Genomic DNA, 18,628 nt, shown 5'->3' with positions numbered 1-18,628 from the left:
GTGGGTGTGGGTGGGAAAGGTTCCATTGGGGCTCCTCCTTCCCCTTTGCCTCCTGGAAGGGCTCTTCTTGGGGCTCCTTTGGGTGGAGAAGAGGCGGGCCCTCCGGGGCCAGCCCCCTCGGGTTTCCCTTCCCCCTAGGGCGGTCTTTGCCTTGCGGGCGCTTCCGCCCGTGGTCTTCTTGGAGGTGGAGGCGGAGGGGGTGAAGGTAAAGGTGGGACTATGGTGATGCGACCGCTTCCCGTGCGTTGCCCGGTTTGCGAAAGCCCGTTGGCGGCGAAGGTCCTTTTCTGCCCCGCCTGCGCCACGGAGGTCTCCGGGCGCTTCGCCCTAAACGAGTTCGCCCTCCTTTCCAAGGAACACCTGGACTTCCTGCGGCTTTTCGTGAAGGCCCGGGGGAACCTCAAGGAAGTGGAGCGCCTCCTCGGGGTTTCCTACCCCACGGTGCGGGCCCGGTTGGACGCTTTGCTTCGGGCTTTGGGCTACGAGGACGAGGCGGAGCCGGAGGGGGCGGAGGCGGCGCGCCTGGAGGTCCTGGAGGCCTTGCGCAAGGGGGAGATCAGCGTGGAGGAGGCGGTGGCGCGCTTGCGGGGAGGGAAAAGCTGAAGGCCGTTCCTTTGCCCACCTCGCTTTCCACCCAGATCTCTCCCCCGTGGGCCTCGAGGATGGCCTTCACGATGGAAAGCCCAAGTCCCGAGCCCCCCCGTTCCCGGTCCCGGGCCTTGTCCACCCGGTAGAAGCGCTCAAAGAGGTGGGGGAGGTGCTCCTCGGGGATGCCTTCCCCGTCGTCCTCCACCCGCACCACCACCTTGTCCTCGAGGTCAAAGGCCCTTAGCCACACGTGCCGGGCCCCGGCCTTGAGGCTATTGGACACCAGGTTGGCCAGGACCTGGTGGAGCCTATCCGGGTCCCCCCGCACGTACACCTCCGGGGGGGCCTCCACCAGGATCTCCCCCTCAAAGCTCCGCTTGAACTCCTCCCGCACCTCCTCCAGGAGGTCTAGGACGCGCACGGGGACGGGCTCTATGCGCCAGCTTCCGCTTTGGGAAAGCTCCAGGAGGTCGGAAACCAGCTTTCCCATGCGCTCGGCCTCCCGCTTCACGGTCTCCAGGCTTTCCCGCTGGACCTCGTTGAGGGGGGTGCGGCGGAGGAGGTAGCCCACGTGGCCCAGGATGGCGGTGATGGGGGTCCTAAGCTCGTGGGAGGCGTCTTGGAGGAAGCGGGTCTGGGCCAAAAAGGCCTTCTGCATGCGGGAAAGCATCCCGTTTAGGGCCTTGACCAAGGCCGCCACCTCGTCCTCCCCTTCGGGCTCGGGCAGGGGCTCGGGGCGCTCGGGCATGGCCTCCGCCTTTTTGGCCACCCACTCCAGGGGGGAAAGGGCCCGGGCCACCAGGCTTCGCGCCAGCAGGACGCTAAGGAGGAGCACCAAAAGGGCGGTGCCGGCGTAGATGCGGGTGAACTGGGTGAGGGTGGCCTCTATCTCCTCCGTGGGCCGCCCCACCAGGAGGAGGCCCTTCCACACCGTGCCGGCCACGTTCACCTCCACCCGGCGGGCGTAGACGAGAAGGGGAAGGGGCCTCCCTTCCCGGGGTAGCTCCACCCGGGCCCAGACCTCGCCCCGGGCCAGGAGGAGGCGGTAGTCCTCCTCCTTCAGGAGGAGGCGCCCGCTTCCCAAGGCGGGGCTTTTCTGGAGGCTAATCCCCCCTTCCCGGGCCAGGAGGGCGGGGTCTTCCTCGGGTAGGAGCTGGAGTTCAGCGTAAAGGCCAGCGGGAAGGCCCGCCTCCAGGAGGGGCTGCCCCCCCAGGTTGAGGAGGCGCACCACCTGGTTGCTGGCCTCCAAAAGCTCCGCCCGGAGGCTACGGTAGAGGAAGCTCCGCAAGACCCCTTCCAGGGCTAGCCCCAGGACCAGAAGGGTGACGAAGAGGAGGCCCGCCGTGAGGAGGGTGATGCGGGTGCGCAGGGTCATGGAGGAGGGCTAGTCCTCCCTCAGGACGTACCCCACGCCCCGCACCGTGTGGATGAGGCGGCGCTCCCCCCCGGCCTCCAGCTTCTTGCGCAGGTAGCCGATGTACACGTCCACCACGTTGCTTCCCCCTTGGTAGCCTGGCCAGACCTTTTCCTCAATCTCGTAGCGGCTAAAGACCTTGCCCGGGTTCTTGGCGAGGAGCTCTAAAAGCTCAAACTCCTTGTTGGAAAGCTCTATGCGCCGTCCTGCCCGGAAGACCTCCCGCCCCTCCACGTTGATGATGAGGTCCGCCACCCGGATCTCCCCGGTGATGGCCGGGCTTACCCGGCGCAGGTGGGCCCGCACCCGGGCGAGGAGCTCCTCAATGGAGAAAGGCTTCACCAGGTAGTCGTCCGCCCCGGCGTCCAGGCCCTCCACCTTGTCCTCCACCCGGTCCTTGGCGGTGAGGATGAGGATGGGCACGTTGGAGGTCTTGCGGATGCGCTTGGCCACCTCAATCCCGTCCATCACGGGAAGCATCAGGTCCAGGATCACCAGGTTGGGGTTCACCTCGCGGAAGCGGGAAAGGCCGGTGATGCCGTCGTGGGCCACCTCTGTGCGGTAGCCCTCCGCCTGGAGCTCTAGCTCTATGAAGCGGGCGATGTCCTTCTCGTCCTCCACGATGAGGATCAAAGGGGGTTCCATACCCCCCAGGATACTCACTTTCTCATGAGAAAGCTAGGTGTAGAGGCTGAGGACCGCCAGGTACATGAAGAGGCTTCCCAAAAGCACGAGGAGGTGCCAAAGCCCGTGGAAGCCCATCGCGTGTGGCCAGGGGTTGGGGCGCTTAAGCCCGTAGACCAAGGCCCCCAGGGTGTAGAAAGCCCCCGCCAGGGCCATGAGGGCGAAGGTGGAAAGGGGTAGGGCCAAACGGGGAAGGAAAAAGACGGAAAGCCACCCCAGGCCCAGGTAGGCCAGGGTATAAAGCCAACGGGGGGCCCTGAGGAAGAAGAGGCGGAAGGCCACGCCCAAAAGGGCAAGCCCCCAGACCAGGCCCAGGGCCCATCCGGCGCCCTCCCGCAGGCCTTCCAGGAGGAAAGGGGTGTAGCTCCCGGCGATGAAGAGGAAGATGGCGGCGTGGTCCAGCCGCCTTAGCCAGGCGAGGGCCCTTTCCCCCGTCTTTAGGGCATGGTAGAGGGCGCTGGCCCCGAACATCAGGGCCATGGTGAGGCCGAAGAGGAGGACGCCGCCCCAGGCTTCTTTGGGGGCCAAAAGGAGGAGAAAAAGGCTACCCAGAAGGGCTAAGGGCACTCCTACGGCGTGGCTTAGGGCGTTGAAGGGCTCGCGGACCATGCCCAAGCTTACCCCAAGCCCAGGCTCCTTTCCACCTCGGCTACCTTCCGCACCGTGCGCAAAAGGGCGTCGGGGTTGAGGCTAAGGGCGTCAATCCCCCGTTCCACCAGGAAGGCGGCGAACTCGGGGTAGTCGGAAGGGGCCTGGCCGCAGATGCTTACCGTCTTGCCCCGGGCGTGGGCTTTTTCTATGAGGAGGGCGCAGAGGGCCTTCACCGTTTCCCGCCGCTCGTCAAAGAGGTGGGCCACCCGCTCGGAGTCCCGGTCCAGGCCCAGGGCCAGTTGCGTGAGGTCGTTGCTGCCGATGGAGAAGCCATCAAAGAGCTCGGCGAAGGCCTCGGCCTCGAGGACGTTGGAGGGGATCTCCGCCATGACGTAGACCCTAAGCCCCTCCTCCCCCCGCCTTAAGCCCCCTTCCGCCATGGCCTCCAACACCTTGGCCCCCTCTTCCGGGGTGCGGCAGAAGGGCACCATGACGTGGAGGTTTTTCAGGCCCATCTCCTCCCGTACCCGCTTCACGGCGGCCACCTCTAAAAGGAAGCCCTCCTTGTAATCCGGGTGGTAGTAGCGGCTCGCCCCGCGCCAGCCCAGCATGGGGTTCTCCTCCTTGGGCTCAAAGAGGTGCCCCCCCACCAGGCGGGCGTACTCGTTGGTCTTGAAGTCGGAAAAGCGCAGGACCACGGGCCTCGGGTGGAAGGCGGCGGCGATGAGGCCGATGCCCTGGGCTAGGCGGTCCACGAAGTAGGCCCGCTTGTCGCCATAGGCCTCGGTGAGGGCTTCCACCTCCCGCTGGATGTTGGGGGGCAGGGTGTGGAAGCGGGTGAGGGCCAGGGGGTGGATGCGCACGTGGCTGGCGAAGATGAACTCCATCCGGGCAAGCCCCACGCCGTCCGTGGGAAGGAGGCTCGCTTTCAGGGCCTCCTCCGGCGTGCCCACGTTGACCAGGATCTGGGTGCGGGTGCGGGGCAGGCTTTCTGGGTGGGTCTCCTCCACCGCAAAGGGCAAGGCCCCCCGGTAGACCCGGCCCACCTCCCCCTCGGCGCAGGAGACGGTGACCTCCTCCCCCTCGGGGATGGCCCGCGTGGCCCCCACCGCCCCCACCACCGCCGGCACCCCCAGTTCCCGGGCCACGATGGCGGCGTGGGAGGTGCGCCCGCCCCGTTCCGTGACGATGGCCGCCGCCTTCTTCATGATGGGCTCCCAGTCGGGGTTGGTGGTTTCCGTGACCAGAACCTCGCCCTCCTGGAAGCGGTCCATCTCCTTAGGGTCTTTGAGGATGCGGGCCCGCCCTGCGGCGATGGCCTCCCCCACCGCCAGGCCCTCCACCAGCACCTCTCCCCGGGCCAAAAGCCTATAGACCTTAAGCACGGGGCTTTTTTGCGAGTGCACGGTTTCGGGCCGGGCCTGGAGGATGAAAAGCTCCCCCGTGGGCCCGTCCTTGGCCCACTCAATGTCCATGGGGGTGGGGGCGCCCCGCTTCCTGGAGTAGTGGTCCTCAATCTTCAAGGACCAGTCGGCAAGCACCAGGGCCTCCTCGTCCCTTAGGGCGAACTGCTGGCGCAGGTAAGGGGGGGTGGGGCGGTTTTTCAGCCGGCCTTCCTTGGGGTCAAAGACCAGGGTGAGCTCCTTGGCCCCCAGGCGCTTGTACACGAGGGCCTTGTACCCCGCCTTTAGGGCCTCCTTGTGCACGTAGTACCCGTCCGGCACCACCCGCCCCTGGACGAGGTTCTCCCCAAGGCCATAGATGGCGGTGAGGTAGACGAAGCCCCGGTGGCCCGTGTCCGGGTCCAGGGTGAAGATGACCCCGCTGGCGGCGCTATCCGCCCGCACCATGCGCTGCACCCCCACGGAAAGGGCCACCTTCAGGTGGTCAAAGCCCATGTGGGCCCGGTAGCTGATGGCCCGGGCGGTGAAGAGGCTGGCCATGGCCCGCTTCACGTGGAGGAGGAGCTCCTCTTCCCCTTGGACGTAAAGGTAGCTTTCCTGCTGTCCGGCGAAGCTCGCCGTGGGCAGGTCCTCGGCCGTGGCGCTGGAGCGCACGGCCACAGGGATCTCCTCCTCCCCCGCCTCCTCAGAAAGCCGGCGGTAGGCGGAGAGGATCTCCTCCTTCAGGTCCTTGGGGTACTCCCCTTTAAGGATCAGGTTCCGCAGGCGGCGGCTTGCCCCTTGGAGGGCCCTGGGGTCTTCCACATCCAGGCCCATTAGCTCCTGGGCGATGGCCTCCTTTAGGCCGTTATGCTCCAGAAAGTACCAGTAGGCCTCGCTGGTGGTGGCGAAGCCCCCGGGCACCCTGACGCCCAAGGGGGCAAGTTCCCGGATCATCTCCCCCAAGGAGGCGTTCTTGCCGCCCACCAAGGGGACGTCCTCCAGGCCCACCTCGTGGAAAAACCGCACCCACCTCATGGCACCCCTCCTTTCCTCAACACCTCTTTCAGCACCCCTTCGGCGCTTTCCCCCTCGTAAAGGGCCTCCTCCGTGAGGAAAAGGCGATGGGGAAGGGCGAGGAAGGCGGCGTCTTTGAGCTCTTTCCAGTCCACCAGGGGCTTGCCCCTCAGGTAGGCCAGGGCCTTGGCCAGGGCGAGCCAGGCCTTGGCCCCCCGGGGGGAAAGCCCCATGCGGAGCCGCCTGTCCTCCTGGGTGAGGAAGGCCACGTGGGTGATGGTGGAAAGGGCCTCCTTGGCCACCCGCACCTCCTGGGCCTCCCGTTGCGCCTGGAGGAAGTCCACGCCCTGGGGCTCGGGGAGCTTGGGCTCTTCCGTGAGGATCCTAAGCCACACCTCCCGCCTTGGGGGGCGGAAGGGGATTTTGGCGGTGAAGCGGTCCAGCTGGGCCTCGGGGAGGGGGTAGGTGCCCTCCAGCTCCAGGGGGTTTTGCGTGGCGATGACGAAGAAGGGCTCGGGCAAGGGGTAGCGCACCCCGCCTGCGGTGATGTGGCGCTCCTGCATGGCCTCGAGGAGGGCCGACTGCACCTTGGGCGGGGCCCGGTTGATCTCGTCCGCCAGCACCACCTGGGCGAAGATAGGGCCCTTGACGAAGGCAAACTTCCCCTCCCGGAAAACCTCGCTCCCCGTGAGGTCCTGGGGGAGGAGGTCGGGGGTGAACTGGATGCGCTTGTAGGACAGGCCGCTTCCCCGAGCAAAGCTTTCCGCCAAAAGGGTCTTGCCCAGGCCCGGGACCCCTTCCAGAAGGGCGTGCCCGCGGGCGAGGAGGGTGGCCAGGAGGGCCTCAACGGCCTCTTCCTGGCCGAAGAGGGTCTCGTTCAGGGCTTCCTGGAGGCGCTTTAGGGCCTCCACCTACCCCTCCTGGGCCCGGCGCTCCTGGACGATCTTCTGCGCCAGGTGCGGGGGCACCTCGGCGTAGTGGCTGAACTCCAGGGTGTAGGCCCCAGCCCCCCCGGTGAGGCTCGGGAGGGTCTTGTAGTACTCCAGCACCTCGGCCAAAGGCACCTCGGCCCGCACGACGCTCAAGGCGCCTTCCTGCTCCATGCCCAGGATGCGGCCCCGGCGGGCCTGGAGGTCGGAAAGGATGTCCCCCACCCGTTCCTGTGGGGCTAGGACCTTGATCTGGTAGATGGGCTCCAGGAGGACTGGGTTTGCCTCGGCCATGACCTTCTTGAAGGCCATGCTGGCGGCGATCTGGAAGGCCAGGTCGGAGGAGTCCACCTCGTGGTAGGAGCCGTTGTAGACGATGGCCTTGAAGCCCATCACCGGGTAGCCCGCCAGGACCCCCTTCTTGGCGGCCTCGAGGATGCCCTCCTCAATGGCCTCCTGGTACTTGCTGGGGATGACCCCTCCCGTGATGCGCCACTCAAAGCTGTACTCGGGGGCAGGCTCGAGCCTGAGCCACACATCCCCGTACTGGCCGTGCCCCCCGGTCTGCTTCTTGTACTTACCCTGCCCCTCCGCCACCTTGCGGATGGTTTCCCGGTAGGGCACCTTGGGCACGGAGAACTCCACCTCCACCCCGTAGTCGGCGAGGCGCTCCTTGGCGGTGGTGAGGTGAAGCTCCCCATGCCCCCAAAGGAGGAACTCCCCGGTTTCCTCCTGCCTTTCCACCTTGAGGCTAGGGTCCTCCTCCAAGAGCTTCCTCAAAGCCTCCCCCAACTTGGCCTCGTCCGTACGCCCCTTGGGGTAGAGGGCCACGGGCACGTTGGGCTCGGGAAGGCGGGCGAAGGGCACGGCCTCGCTTTCCGGCCTCTCCCCTTGCCAGAGGATCATCCCCCGGTGGAGGGTTTCCGCCTTGGGCAGGCCCAGGATGTAGCCCGCCACCGCCTCCTCCACCTCCAAAAGGTCCTTGCCCATGGGGACGTAGAGGTGGGGAAGGCGCACCGTCCCCGCCTCGCTTTGCAGGGTGTCCCCGGGCTTGAGCCGCCCCCGATACAGGCGCACGTAGGCCACCTGGCCCATGAAGGGGTCCACCTGCACCTTGAAGACCTTGGCCAAGGGGGAGCCTTCCCCGAAGCGCTCCTCGGGGGAGGGGAGGGCTTCCAGGATCAGGTCCAGAAGGGGCAGGACGCCGATGCCCGTCTCCCCCGAGGCCAGGGCCACGGGGTAGAGGAGCCCCCGGCGCACCGCCTCGTGGAAGGCCTTTTCCAAGGCTTCCCCCGTGACCTCTTCTCCCTCCAGGTATTTCTCCAAGAGGCCCTCGTCCGTTTCCACGATGGCCTCCAGCACCTCCTGGCGGTAGCGCTCCGCCCGCTCCCTTTCCCCTTCGGGCAGGGGCACCTCCACCTCCTTGCCCCCTTCTAGGCGGTAGGCCTTGCCGTGGAAGACGTCAATGAGCCCCACCCAGCGCCCCCCTTCATAAAGGGGGAGGTCAATGGGGAGGATGGGTCCCAAGGTGGCCCGGAGGTCGTCCAAGAGGGCGTAGTAGTCCCCGCCCTTGTCCAGCTTGGTCACCACCACCATCCGGGGGAGGCCCAGCCTTTCCGCCACGGTCCAGGCCCTCTCCGTGCCCACCTGGACCCCGCTTTCCGCGGACACCGCCACCAAGGCGGCGTCCGCCGCCTCCAAGGCTCCCCGGATCTCCCCCACGAAGTCCCCGTAGCCGGGGGCGTCCAGGAGGAAGATGCGGTGCTCCTTGTAGCGCAAGGGAGCCACCCCGGTGCGCACCGTGGTGCGGTGGAGCTTGGCCTCGGGGGTGTAGTCCGTGGTGGTGGTGCCCTCCTCCACCCGGCCCATCCGCTCCTTGGCGCCCGTGTGGTAGAGGAGCGCTTCCGTTAGGGTGGTCTTGCCGCTACCTGCGTGGCCCACCAGGGCTAGGGTACGGATCATGGTTCCTCCTTCTTGGTGCCCATAGTATAGGGCCAAGGAGGGGGCGATTGTCCCAAATCCTTTACGTGCCGAAAAAGCTCCTGGAGGAAACCCGGGCCCACCTCCAAAGGGAGGCCCCTCGGGAAGGGGTGGGGTTGTGGGCGGGGCGGAGGGAGGTGGAAAGGGTTATCCCCCTCCCCAACGCCCACCCCAACCCCCTCACGGGCTACCTGGCGGAGCCCTTGGCCCTCCTAAAGGCGCTCAAGGCCTTGGAGCAGGAGGGGCTTTCCCTCCTCGCCATCTACCACTCCCACCCCGCTGGCCCCGCCTTGCCTAGCCCCACGGACATCCGGGAGGCCCGCTGGCGCGTGCCCTACGTCATCTTCGGTATGGATGGGGTACGGGCCTTCCTCCTCCCCGAGGGGGAGGAGGTGGCTTTGGCGGTCCTATAATCAGAGGCATGCGCACGGCGGAGATCCGCGAAAAGTACCTTTCCTTCTTTGAGAGCAAGGGCCACTTGCGCCTGCCCTCCTTCAGCCTCATCCCCGAGAACGACCCCTCCCTCCTCTTTACCTCGGCGGGCATGGCCCCCCTCAAGCCCTACTTCCTGGGGGCCAAGCCCATCTTCGGGGGCAAGGAGTGGCGAAGGATCACCACCTGCCAGGAATGCCTCCGGGTGGGGGACATTGAGAACGTGGGCCGCACCTCCCGGCACAACACCTACTTTGAGATGCTGGGCAACTTCTCCTTCGGGGACTACTTCAAGAAGGAGGCCATCCTCTGGGCCTGGGAGTTCCTCACGGAGCACCTTAAGCTAGACCCGAGCCGGCTTTGGGTCACGGTCTACCAGGACGACGACGAGGCCTACGCCATCTGGCGCGACCTCGTGGGGGTGCCGGAGGAGAGGATCGGCCGCTTCGGGGAGGACGAGAACTACTGGCCGGGCGGGGCCATCACCCACGGGCCCAACGGGCCCAGTGGCCCCTGCTCGGAGATCTTCTACGACCGGGGGCCGGCCTTTGGCACCCCGGACGAGACCGGGCCCAACACGGGGAGCGGGGACCGGTTCGTGGAGATCTGGAACCTGGTCTTCACCCAGTACGACCGCCAAGGCCCCATCCCCGGCCCCGGCATCCTCAAGCCCCTGCCCCAGAAGAACATAGACACGGGGATGGGCCTTTACCGGGTGGCGGCCATCCTGCAGGACGTGGAGGACTTCTACCGCACGGACACCTTCTTCCCCCTCATTGAGCGGGTAGCCCTTTGGAGCGGTAAGCCCTACGAGGGCAAGGGGAGCGTGAGCCACCGGGTCATCGCCGACCACGTGCGGGCGGTGGTGGCGGCCCTGGCGGACGGGGTGACCTTTTCCAACACGGGCCGGGGCTACGTGATCCGCCGCCTCCTCCGCCGGGCCCTGAGGCACGGCTACCTCCTGGGCCTCAAAACGCCCTTCCTGCACCGCCTCGCCCCCGTGGTGGCGGAGCTTTTGGGCGACTTCTACCCGGAGATGCGGGAGAACCTCCCCATGGTGGAGAAGCAGATCCGCCTCGAGGAGGAGCGCTTCCTGGAAACCCTGGAAGGGGGCTTGAAGCGCCTAGACGCCCTCCTCTCCGGGCTCAGGCCGGGGGAGGCGCTTCCTGGGGAGGAGGCCTTCCGCCTCTACGACACCTACGGCTTCCCCCTGGACCTCACGGTGGAGATCGCCGCCGAAAAGGGCTTTGGCGTGGACACCGAGGGCTTCAGGCAGGCCCTTGAGGAACAGCAGGAACGCTCCCGGGCGGCCATGGCCTTTGAGCGGGAGATCTTCAAGAAGGGCGCCCAGGTGCTGGAGGAGCTCTACGCCGAGCGGGGGGCCACGGAGTTCTTGGGCTATGGGACCCTCGAGGCCGAGGGGGAAGTGTTGGCTCTCCTGGCTGGGGACCAGGGCCTAGGGGAGGCGGGCCCCGGCACCGAGGTCCAGGTGGTCCTGGACAAGACCCCCTTCTACGCTGAAGGGGGCGGGCAGATCGGGGACTTCGGCCACCTGGAGTGGCCCGGGGGTAGGGCCTGGGTGGAGACCACCCAGAAGACGGAAAGGGGCATCTTCCTCCACAAGGCAAAGGTGGAGGAGGGCGTCCTGCGGGTGGGGGAGAAGGTGCGGGCGGTGGTGGACCCGAGGCGGCGGGACACCGAGCGCCACCACACCGCCACCCACCTCCTCCACGCCGCCCTTCGCGCCGTCCTCGGCCCCCACGTGCGCCAGGCGGGGAGCCTGGTGGCCCCGGACCGCCTCCGCTTTGACTTCACCCACCCCGAGCCCCTGACCCCGGAGGAGCTAGAGCGCATAGAGCTCCTTGTCAACCGCTGGATCATGGCGGACTTCCCCGTCACCTGGCGCTACATGCCCCTGGAGGAGGCCAAGAAGGAGGGGGCCATGGCCCTCTTCGGGGAAAAGTACGGGGAGGTGGTCCGGGTGGTGCGGGTGGAGGGAAGCCCCCTGCCGGGCCTGGAGTCCAAGGAGCTCTGCGGCGGCACCCACGTGCGCCGCACCGGGGAGATCGGGGCCTTCCTCGTCCAGAGGGAGGAGGCGGTTTCCGCCGGGGTGCGCCGGGTGGAGGCGGTGGCGGGGGAGGCGGCCATCCGCTTCGCCCGGGGCACCCTGAACCGCCTCAGGGCCCTCGCCGAAAGGCTTTCCGTGGGGGAAAGCGTCCTGGAGGAGCGCCTGGAGAAGCTCCTTTCCGAGCTCAAGGCCAAGGAGCGGGAGGTGGAAAGCCTTAAGGCGCGCCTGGTCCAGGCGGAGCTCAGGAAGGAGGTGGCCCTTTCCGAGAAGGGCGGCCTCCGCTACGCCGTGGTGGAGATGCCGGGGCTGGACGGGGAGGCCTTGCGCCGGGCGGCGGACGACCTGGTGGCGCGGGGGGCGGATGTGGCCCTGGTGCTCTCCGAAGGGAAGGCGGTGCTCAAGCTTTCCCCCCGCGCCCAGGAAAGGGGCCTCGAGGCGGGAAGCCTCTTCCGCGCCCTTGCGGAGCGGGCGGGGGGCCGGGGGGGCGGCAAAGGGGCCTTGGCCCAGGGGGCGGGGCTGGATTTGGCGAGGGCCAAGGAGGCCCTGCCCGGGCTTTTGCCCGTAGAATAGCCCCATGGGAACCCTATGGGGCCTTCTAGCGGCCGCCCTCTCCTGGGGCCTTTTCGCCCTCACCTTCGCCCGCTACCGGAGGCGGCCTGCATTGCACAACGCCCTCTATTCCCTGGGGCTTTTCCTCTTCGCCCTGGCGGTGACGGCGGAGCTTTGGGCGCGGCTTGCGGGGGCCTGGGACCCCGTCCTCTACCGCCTTTGGTACCTGGCCGGGGCCATGCACGGGGTGACCTTCCTGGGCCTAGGGAGCCTGGCCCTCCTTAACCCCAGGGCGGCCCGGGGGCTTCTCCTCCTCCTAAGCCCCTTCATCCTTTACGGGCTTTACCTGGTGGCCTCGGCCCCCCTGGACCTCACCGCCCTTCCCACCCCCTACGCCCCCTCGGGGAAAGCCTTTCCCGAGCCGAGCCTCACCTCCCCCAGGCTTTGGACCATCCCCTTTAACCTCCTGGGTACCCTCCTCATGGCCGGGGTGGCCCTCTATACCACCCTTCTCTTCTGGCGGCAGAACCCCTTGCGGGCTCAGGGCACGGCCCTCATCTTCGGGGCCGCCTTGGTGCTCGCCTCCACCAGCACCTTGAACCGGCTCGGGGTGGTGGGCCTCGAGGAGCTGGGGCGGGCCGTGGGGGTAGCCCTCCTCTACCTGGGGGTGGTCCTGGCGGACCGGAGCGTCTATGCGGGTGGGCGCGCTTGACGTGGGGGAGGCCCGCATCGGCCTGGCGGTGGGGGAGGAGGGAAGCCCCTTCGCCTTCGGCCGGGGGTACTTGGTGCGGAAAGGCCTCGAGGCGGACGTGGAGGCCCTTTTGGACTTCGTGCGGCGGGAAGGGTTGGCCAAACTGGTGGTGGGCCTCCCCTTGCGCACCGACCTGAAGGAAAGCGCCCAGGCCCAAAGGGTCCTTCCCCTGGTGGAGGCCCTAAGGGCCCGCGGGGTGGCGGTGGAGCTCGTGGACGAGCGCTTCACCACCAAGCTCGCCCAAAGGCGGCTCGCCCACGCCCCCAAGCGGGTGCGGCGGGAGAAGGGGAAGCTGGACGAGCTGGCGGCGGTGGTGTTGCTGGAGGACTACCTTGCCCGAAGGCTCTAGGAAGTGGCTTTGGCGGGGGGTTTTGGCCCTCTTCCTCACCTTCGCCCTCCTCCTCGCCTACGCCCTTTGGCTTTTGGGGCCCACGGGGAAGGAGGCCTTGGTGCGCATCCCCCGGGGGGCCAAGGGGGCGGAGGTGGCGAGGATCTTGGAGGAGGCGGGGCTTTTGCGCTCGGGGTATCTTTTCTCTGCTTACCTGCGCTTTTCCGGCCGGGAAAGGCGGCTCGTGCCGGGGGTTTACCGCCTCGAGGGGGAAGGGGCCTTCCGCCTCGCCCGCGCCCTCACCGGGGGGGAAAGGCCCTTGACCCTCACCCTCACCTTCCCCGAGGGGGAAAGGGCCAAGGACTATGCGGCCCGGCTCTCCCAGGCGGGCCTGGACGGGGAAGGCTTCCTGGGCCTCGTGGAAAACCCCGGAAGCCTAAAGCCCCCGTACGTGGAGGGAAGGACCTTGGAGGGCTTCCTCTTTCCCGCCACCTACACCTTTGACCTCCTGGCCACCCCGGAGGAGGTGGTGCGGGCCATGCTCCGCCGCTTTGAAGCGGAGCTCACCCCGCCCGTGCGGGCCCTCTTGGCCGAGCGGGGGCTTTCCATCCACGCCTGGGTGACCCTGGCCTCCATCGTGCAGGCGGAGGCGGGAAGCGAGGCGGAGATGCCCTACATCGCCGGCGTCTTCCTGAACCGCCTGGAAAGGGGGATGCCCCTCCAGGCGGACCCCACCGTGGCCTACGCCCTGGGCAAGCGCCTGCCCGAGCTTTCCCGGAGGGCGGGGGACTTCGCCGTGGACTCCTCTTACAACACCTACCGCTACGCTGGCCTTCCCCCTGGCCCCATCGGCAACCCCGGACGGGCGGCCCTCCTCGCCGTCCTAAACCCCATCCGCCAGGACCCCAAGGGCCGGCCCTACTTCTACTTCTTCCACGCCCAAGGGAAGCTGTACCTGAACGCCGACTTTGCCGCCCACCTCCAAGACCTCGCCCGCTACCGCTACTCCTCCCCGTAGCGGAGGAGCTTTAGCTGGGCGTAGGCGAAAAGCAGGGTGAGGAGGAGGATGACCACGGTGACGGCGGCGGCGTAGCCTAAGCGGAAGTTCTCAAAGCCCGCCTCGTAGAGGTAGTACCCCAGGACCCGGGTGGCCCCGTAGGGCCCGCCCCGGGTGAGGAGGAAGACGGCGGCGTAGGATTGGAGGGAGAGGATGGTGCCCACCACGACCAAAAAGGCCACCGCCGGCCGCATGAGGGGGAGGATTACATAGCGGAAGGCCTCCCAAGGCCCCGCCCCGTCCACGTAGGCGGCCTCCAGGAGGGTTTTGGGGATGGCCTTGAGCCTTGCCGAGGCCACCAGGACCCCGTAGCCCAGGTGCCGCCAGAGGGTGAAGAGGACCACCATGGCCAAGGCCCAGAACCCCTCCCGGTCCCACGGGGGGATGGGGAGGAACTGGGCCAAGGCCCCGTACTCCGGGGTGAAGAGGGTGTACCAGGAGAGGGTGGCCCCGCCCAGGGTGACGAGCCCGGGGAGGAAGAGGAGGCTTTTGGCGAAGCGCTCGTAAGGCGCCCCTTCCAGGGCCACGGCAAGCCCTAGGGAAAGCCCCACGAAAAGGGGAAGGGCCAGGAGCATGAACTTGAGCGTCACCCAGAGGCTTCCCCAGAAGGCGGGGTCTAGGAGGAGGTCCCTATAGTTTTTGAGCCCCACGGGCTTGGGCTCGGAAAGGCCCGACCACTCCCAGGTGGAAAAACGGATTACATCCAAAAATGGGTAGAGGACGAAGACCCCCAGGGTGAGGAGGGCGGGAAGGGAAAAGAGGACTAAGGGCAGGCGGCGCACGCTAGAAGAGGTAGAGGAGGCTTAGGCGGAAGGGAAAGCGGTCCGAGGTGGCGGCCTCGAGGGCGATGGGCTCCAGGTAGAGCCTGAGCCCTAGCCCCCAGGCCAGGTGGAGCCCGCTACCCGTCTGGTACCCAAGGCCCAAGGTGCCGGAAAGGGCTCCTCCCGGAAGCTCCAGGCTCGCCACCGGCCCCACGTGGGCCCCCAAGGGGTAGCGCAGGTCAAGCCCGAGACCCAAGGAGGTGTAGAAGTCTCCCAGCACAAGCCCGGGGAAAAGGTTGGCCTTAAGGAGGGCGTAGACCTCGGGGCTTGGCGAAAGGAGGGCCTCGGCGTCTAGCCCGGTGTCAATCCCCAAGGGGTTAAAGGGGAGGAGAAGGCTTCCTTGCAGGTAGGCTCCCTTGTCCGGGGCGTAGCCCACGCCCAGGGTGTTTTCCGGGTAGGCCGGGGCCTGGGCCAGGGCCAGGCCCAGGAGGAAGAGGAAAGCCAGGGCGCGCTTCATATCCCCCCCATCCTACCAGGTAGCATGGGCCCATGCAGGCGGCCTTTTCCCTGGACCCCTTAGAGGGACTCCTTCCCGCTAAAGAGGTGCCCCTTCTGGTTCTGGTGGGCCTCACGGGGGTGGGGAAGAGCACCCTGGTGGAGGCCCTGGGCCTCCCCCGGCTTCCCGACCGCCGGGAGCTCGTGGACCGGTATGTCCTCCCCCGCTACGGGGCGAAGCCCCCTGTTCCCCGAGAGGAGCGCTTCCGCTACACCCGGCTTTTCCGGGAGGAGTTTCCGGGCGGGGTAGCGGAGGTCTTGGCCCGGGGGTACGTGGAGGCCAGGGGCCTTCTCCTCTTTGACGGCCTCAGGGGGGAGAAGGAGGTGGCCTTCGCCCTCATGCACCTGCCCCGGGCCCACTTCGTGGTCCTCCACGCTCGGGAGGCCACCCGCCTCAAGCGCCTCCTTTCCCGCCAGGACGCCTTTGACCGGGTGGACCTGAAGCCGGAGGAATGGGCGGACCTCCAGGCCCTGGCCGAGGGGGTGCTCGCCCGGGAGGAGCTGGAGGAGGCCTTGGCCCTTGCCCCCTTGGAGGAGGTCCTCGCCAAGCTCAAGATCGTGGCGGAGGAGAAGAAAAACTATGACCCCGAAGGCCCCTTGCGCCTCTTAAAGGGGCAACCCCGGGCCCTCATCCTGGATACGGAAAGGCTCACCCCGGAGGAGGAGGTGGCGAGGGTCTTGGGCTTCCTACGGGAGAAGGGGCTTCTAGAATAGCGGGTATGGCGACCCTAAAGGACTTCCGCCTCATCCCTTTCCGTATCCCCCTAAAGTCCCCCTTGCGCTGGGGGAAGGCCTCGGAGCTAGCCGTCTTGGAGCACGCCCTTTTGGAGGTGGAGCTCTCCGATGGCTCCGTGGGCCGGGCGGAGGTGGCCATCCGGCCCACCATCTACGGGGAGACCTTAGGAAGCGTGGAGGCGGGGCTTCGCTACCTCTGGCCCCGGCTTAAGGGCCTCGAGGCGGACGACCAGGAGGCCATCCGCAGGGTTCTGGAGGCTTTCCCCTTCAACTTCGGCCTCAAGGGGGCCCTGGACACCGCCATCTGGGAGGCCTGGGCCCGGAGCGAGGGGGAGGAGCTTTACCAGGTCCTCAAGCCCGCCAAGCACCGGGTGCGGGTGGCCTACATCCTGGGCCTGGGTGGGGAGGAGGAGGTCTTGGCGGACGCCCGCTTGGCCTACGGGGCGGGGGTTAGGGTCTTCAAGGTAAAGGTGGGGCGGGACCTGGAGGGGGACACGAGGCGTATCGCCTGCCTCCAGGAGGCCTTCCCGGACGTGGACCTCTACGCCGACGCCAACGAGGCCCTTTCCCCCAAGGACGCCGAGCGCTACCTGGAGGCCTGGAAGGCCCTGGGCCTCCGCTACGTGGAGGAGCCCTTGCCCATAGAGGAGGTGGAGGCGCGGAGGCGCCTTAGGGAAAAGAAAATCCTCCCCCTCATCGCCGACGACTCGGCCATGACCCCTCAGGACTTAAAGCGGGAACTCATCCTGGACACCTTTGACGTCCTGAACCTAAAGCCCGCCCGCACCGGCATCACCTGGACCCTGGAGATGCTCGCCCTGGCCCGGGAAAAGGGCAAGAAGGCCATGGTGGGGAGCCAAGCCCAAAGCTCCTTTGGCGCCTACCAGTCCGCCCTCCTCGCCTTCCAGCAGGGGGTGACGGAGCCTTCGGAGCTCGCCTTCCACCTCAAGGCGGAAGGGGGCTTCTTCCCCTTCCCCGCCCTCCGGGAGGGGTGGCTTTACTGGGAGGACCTGGTGGAGGGCCGCTTTGACGAGGCGGCTTTTGCCCAGTACGCCTTCTAGAAGGAGAGGGGGCTAGGTTCTCCCGCGAACCTAGCCCCTTTAGGGTCTAAAGGAGGGTTCTAGTTAACCTGTAAGGAGAGGGTGTGGGTGTAGGTGTTCCCGCCAGCGTCCTCCACGATGAGGTCTATGTAGTAGCGTCCAGGAGCTTGGGGGGTCCAGGTGGCAGAAAGGTTCCATTGGGTAGCGGATACTTTTTGGACTTGCAGTGGGACGGGTTGCAAATTGATGAGGAGCTTAACTCCTTGCAGAGAGGTTTCGTCCTCTGCGTGTCCACTCAAGGTTAAGAGGGTGTTTGCCTGGAAGGGACCGGGGCCATCTGGCCCGATGTAACCATAGGGAGGTGCGAGGTCTAAGGAAATTCCCACATTCGCGCTTCCCCCTCCGGAGCCCCCACTGCCCGGCTCAGGGTAAAGGAACCACTGCAGGTCTTGGGGAAGGCTCCCGCTGAAGGGCTGGCCATCGTAGAGAAGGTCTGTATTGTTGGAGGTTATTTTCATTATATTCCACCCTTTGACCCAAGCAATGTTGAAGTTGTAGGTAGAGTTGCTAGTTGTGCAAACGCCCTGGGCGGAGAAATCCCGATCAGCGTAGAGGAAGAAGGCTCGCGTGTTGCCCGGCTGGTAGAAGTTAAGGTTGTTGGCTAAAACCAGGTCACTTCCGCTCGCCAGTTTAAAGTCCACTAGGAGCACATTCACAGTTTCCGGAGCATTACTCCAGGAGCAGCTCATCCCTTCAAACTGGATGGGTCCAAAAGCTTCTTGGTTAAGGTATGCTCCTGGGGGAAGTTGAACCTGAAAAGAGCTGTCAGGGTTAAGCTGCCCCCAGATTCCTAGGTCGGTGGACCTTTGAGGTCCACCCAGGGCCCTTATCGGAACAGGCTGGCTTAGGTAGCCCGGTTGCAGATTGGCTACGTTGCCTTGAATTTGCCGTCCATCGTTGTTGGGCAGGGATGTCGGCAGAACGGCTATCTGGATTTCCTCGGTGAAAGTTTGGAGCTGACGGTTGGGGCCAAGGGCTTGAAGGGTTACCCGCGCGCCGACTTCGGTCCCACCACTTCCTGGTTTTGCCCGTAACAGCACAGCGGTTTTGAGATCAGGATCAGTTAGGACCTCAGCGTTCCCAATAGCTTGGTAGGTGACGTTTTCTAGATCTCCCTGAGGGAATGCGCTCGCTATTCCTGCCGGTGTCTCTACCCCAAGGTTGATGCGGATGGATTCATTCTCTTTAAGGGAAACTGGTCCTAGGGAAGTATCGGGGTAGAGGTAGACCTTCCTGACGATGGCTCTTGGCCGAAGAGACAGGGTTGTGTCTCCTTGAATTGGGCGGGTATCCCTAACCCAGGCCACCTCTGTGTCATTGGCCTTTACGCTCAGCTCAAAGCTATAGGTCTGGGATGTTTGAAGTTGGAGGGTGGTTGAAGGGCTAGAAGGGGTTAGGGTGCGGCGATCTACTACCTGGTTTCCTTGGTAAACGATGAGCTCGGCGGAAAGGTCCCAGAATCCCCCGGGGACACCTTGGGTAGAAACCTTGCTAGGCCCTAGGGGTAAACCAGGAGAAGGAGGTGTTCCGGGCGCTAGGTCTTGGGGAAAGGCTACGCTTACCGTTACGTTGGATGTAGGTCCAGAGGAGCGTGGAGGAGAGCTGCTTGGGGTTTGCGTACCGCCACACCCAGCTATAAGAGGCTGTCGTAAAAGGGTGGTATTCTTGAGGGATGAGCTCTAGACGATCTTACCCCAGCGACCTCAG

At 66.2% G+C, this 18,628-nt stretch carries 18 protein-coding genes; 9 read left to right on the top strand and 9 right to left on the bottom strand.

Annotation, left to right across the window (positions count from 1 at the left end; translation table 11 throughout):
* Window positions 1-10: 10 nt before the first annotated feature.
* Complete coding sequence (locus LXN00_RS05955) at window positions 11-226, top strand: hypothetical protein (protein WP_234506210.1); 216 nt, start codon at window positions 11-13, stop codon at window positions 224-226.
* Window positions 220-603 carry a DUF2089 domain-containing protein gene (locus LXN00_RS05950; protein WP_234506207.1) on the top strand — a complete coding sequence of 128 codons (384 nt, stop codon included), beginning with the start codon at window positions 220-222 and terminating at the stop codon, window positions 601-603. Before LXN00_RS05955 ends, LXN00_RS05950 begins: the two co-directional genes overlap by 7 nt.
* Here LXN00_RS05950 and LXN00_RS05945 read toward each other — a convergent pair.
* The 6 genes from LXN00_RS05945 to LXN00_RS05920 are packed head-to-tail and all read right to left on the bottom strand — an operon-like array spanning window position 557 to window position 8,567.
* Window positions 557-1,963, bottom strand: coding sequence for a sensor histidine kinase (locus LXN00_RS05945; RefSeq protein WP_234506204.1), 1,407 nt, complete (start codon window positions 1,961-1,963; stop codon window positions 557-559). The two genes, LXN00_RS05950 and LXN00_RS05945, sit on opposite strands and share 47 nt — an antisense overlap.
* 9 nt (window positions 1,964-1,972) lie before the next feature.
* Complete coding sequence (locus LXN00_RS05940) at window positions 1,973-2,647, bottom strand: response regulator transcription factor (protein WP_039455403.1); 675 nt, start codon at window positions 2,645-2,647, stop codon at window positions 1,973-1,975.
* Between the two features lie 33 nt (window positions 2,648-2,680).
* Window positions 2,681-3,295 carry a PAQR family membrane homeostasis protein TrhA gene (trhA, locus tag LXN00_RS05935; RefSeq protein ID WP_234506201.1) on the bottom strand — a complete coding sequence of 205 codons (615 nt, stop codon included), beginning with the start codon at window positions 3,293-3,295 and terminating at the stop codon, window positions 2,681-2,683.
* An 8-nt stretch (window positions 3,296-3,303) separates the two neighbouring features.
* On the bottom strand, window positions 3,304-5,697 hold the full coding sequence (ppsA, locus tag LXN00_RS05930) for a phosphoenolpyruvate synthase (RefSeq protein ID WP_234506198.1): 2,394 nt from the start codon (window positions 5,695-5,697) through the stop codon (window positions 3,304-3,306).
* The gene (locus LXN00_RS05925; protein WP_234506196.1) at window positions 5,694-6,587 is read right to left on the bottom strand and encodes an AAA family ATPase; all 894 of its coding nucleotides are present in this window, start codon (window positions 6,585-6,587) and stop codon (window positions 5,694-5,696) included. The genes ppsA and LXN00_RS05925 overlap by 4 nt, the downstream gene beginning before the upstream one ends.
* Entirely contained in the window at window positions 6,588-8,567 is a 1,980-nt protein-coding gene (locus LXN00_RS05920; RefSeq protein WP_234506194.1) for an elongation factor G, read from the bottom strand.
* 56 nt (window positions 8,568-8,623) lie between these two features.
* Here LXN00_RS05920 and LXN00_RS05915 point away from each other — a divergent pair, with 56 nt between their 5' ends.
* From LXN00_RS05915 to mltG, 5 genes are read left to right on the top strand one after another with little or no spacing between them, the layout of a single operon-like run.
* The gene (locus LXN00_RS05915; RefSeq protein WP_234506809.1) at window positions 8,624-8,998 is read left to right on the top strand and encodes a Mov34/MPN/PAD-1 family protein; all 375 of its coding nucleotides are present in this window, start codon (window positions 8,624-8,626) and stop codon (window positions 8,996-8,998) included.
* An 8-nt stretch (window positions 8,999-9,006) separates the two neighbouring features.
* The gene (gene alaS, locus LXN00_RS05910) at window positions 9,007-11,655 is read left to right on the top strand and encodes an alanine--tRNA ligase (RefSeq protein WP_234506191.1); all 2,649 of its coding nucleotides are present in this window, start codon (window positions 9,007-9,009) and stop codon (window positions 11,653-11,655) included.
* Between the two features lie 4 nt (window positions 11,656-11,659).
* Window positions 11,660-12,346: a hypothetical protein gene (locus tag LXN00_RS05905; protein ID WP_234506187.1), complete on the top strand. Its 687-nt coding sequence runs from the start codon at window positions 11,660-11,662 to the stop codon at window positions 12,344-12,346.
* Entirely contained in the window at window positions 12,327-12,734 is a 408-nt protein-coding gene (gene ruvX / locus LXN00_RS05900; RefSeq protein WP_234506184.1) for a Holliday junction resolvase RuvX, read from the top strand. The genes LXN00_RS05905 and ruvX overlap by 20 nt, the downstream gene beginning before the upstream one ends.
* Window positions 12,718-13,731, top strand: coding sequence for an endolytic transglycosylase MltG (gene mltG / locus LXN00_RS05895; protein ID WP_234506181.1), 1,014 nt, complete (start codon window positions 12,718-12,720; stop codon window positions 13,729-13,731). The genes ruvX and mltG overlap by 17 nt, the downstream gene beginning before the upstream one ends.
* Here mltG and LXN00_RS05890 read toward each other — a convergent pair.
* Complete coding sequence (locus LXN00_RS05890) at window positions 13,716-14,552, bottom strand: carbohydrate ABC transporter permease (protein WP_234506178.1); 837 nt, start codon at window positions 14,550-14,552, stop codon at window positions 13,716-13,718. The genes mltG and LXN00_RS05890 overlap by 16 nt on opposite strands.
* Before the next feature lies 1 nt (window position 14,553).
* Window positions 14,554-15,048, bottom strand: a complete 495-nt coding sequence (locus LXN00_RS05885) for a bioflim formation protein (RefSeq protein ID WP_234506175.1) — start codon at window positions 15,046-15,048, stop codon at window positions 14,554-14,556.
* A gap of 32 nt (window positions 15,049-15,080) precedes the next feature.
* Between LXN00_RS05885 and LXN00_RS05880 the strand changes: the two genes are divergently transcribed.
* Together LXN00_RS05880 and LXN00_RS05875 are read left to right on the top strand one after the other, a co-directional pair.
* On the top strand, window positions 15,081-15,800 hold the full coding sequence (locus LXN00_RS05880) for an AAA family ATPase (RefSeq protein ID WP_234506172.1): 720 nt from the start codon (window positions 15,081-15,083) through the stop codon (window positions 15,798-15,800).
* 5 nt (window positions 15,801-15,805) lie between these two features.
* Window positions 15,806-16,882 (top strand): enolase C-terminal domain-like protein, encoded by a 1,077-nt coding sequence (locus LXN00_RS05875; RefSeq protein ID WP_234506167.1) that lies wholly within the window; start codon window positions 15,806-15,808, stop codon window positions 16,880-16,882.
* A gap of 59 nt (window positions 16,883-16,941) precedes the next feature.
* Here LXN00_RS05875 and LXN00_RS05870 read toward each other — a convergent pair whose 3' ends face one another.
* Entirely contained in the window at window positions 16,942-18,228 is a 1,287-nt protein-coding gene (locus LXN00_RS05870; protein ID WP_234506164.1) for a hypothetical protein, read from the bottom strand.
* Window positions 18,229-18,628: the final 400 nt, after the last annotated feature.

It is taken from the genome of Thermus brockianus (assembly GCF_021462505.1).
GTDB lineage: Bacteria > Deinococcota > Deinococci > Deinococcales > Thermaceae > Thermus > Thermus hydrothermalis.
The sequence above is the reverse complement of the archived record's forward strand: the minus strand, read 5'-3'. Positions and strand labels throughout refer to the sequence as shown.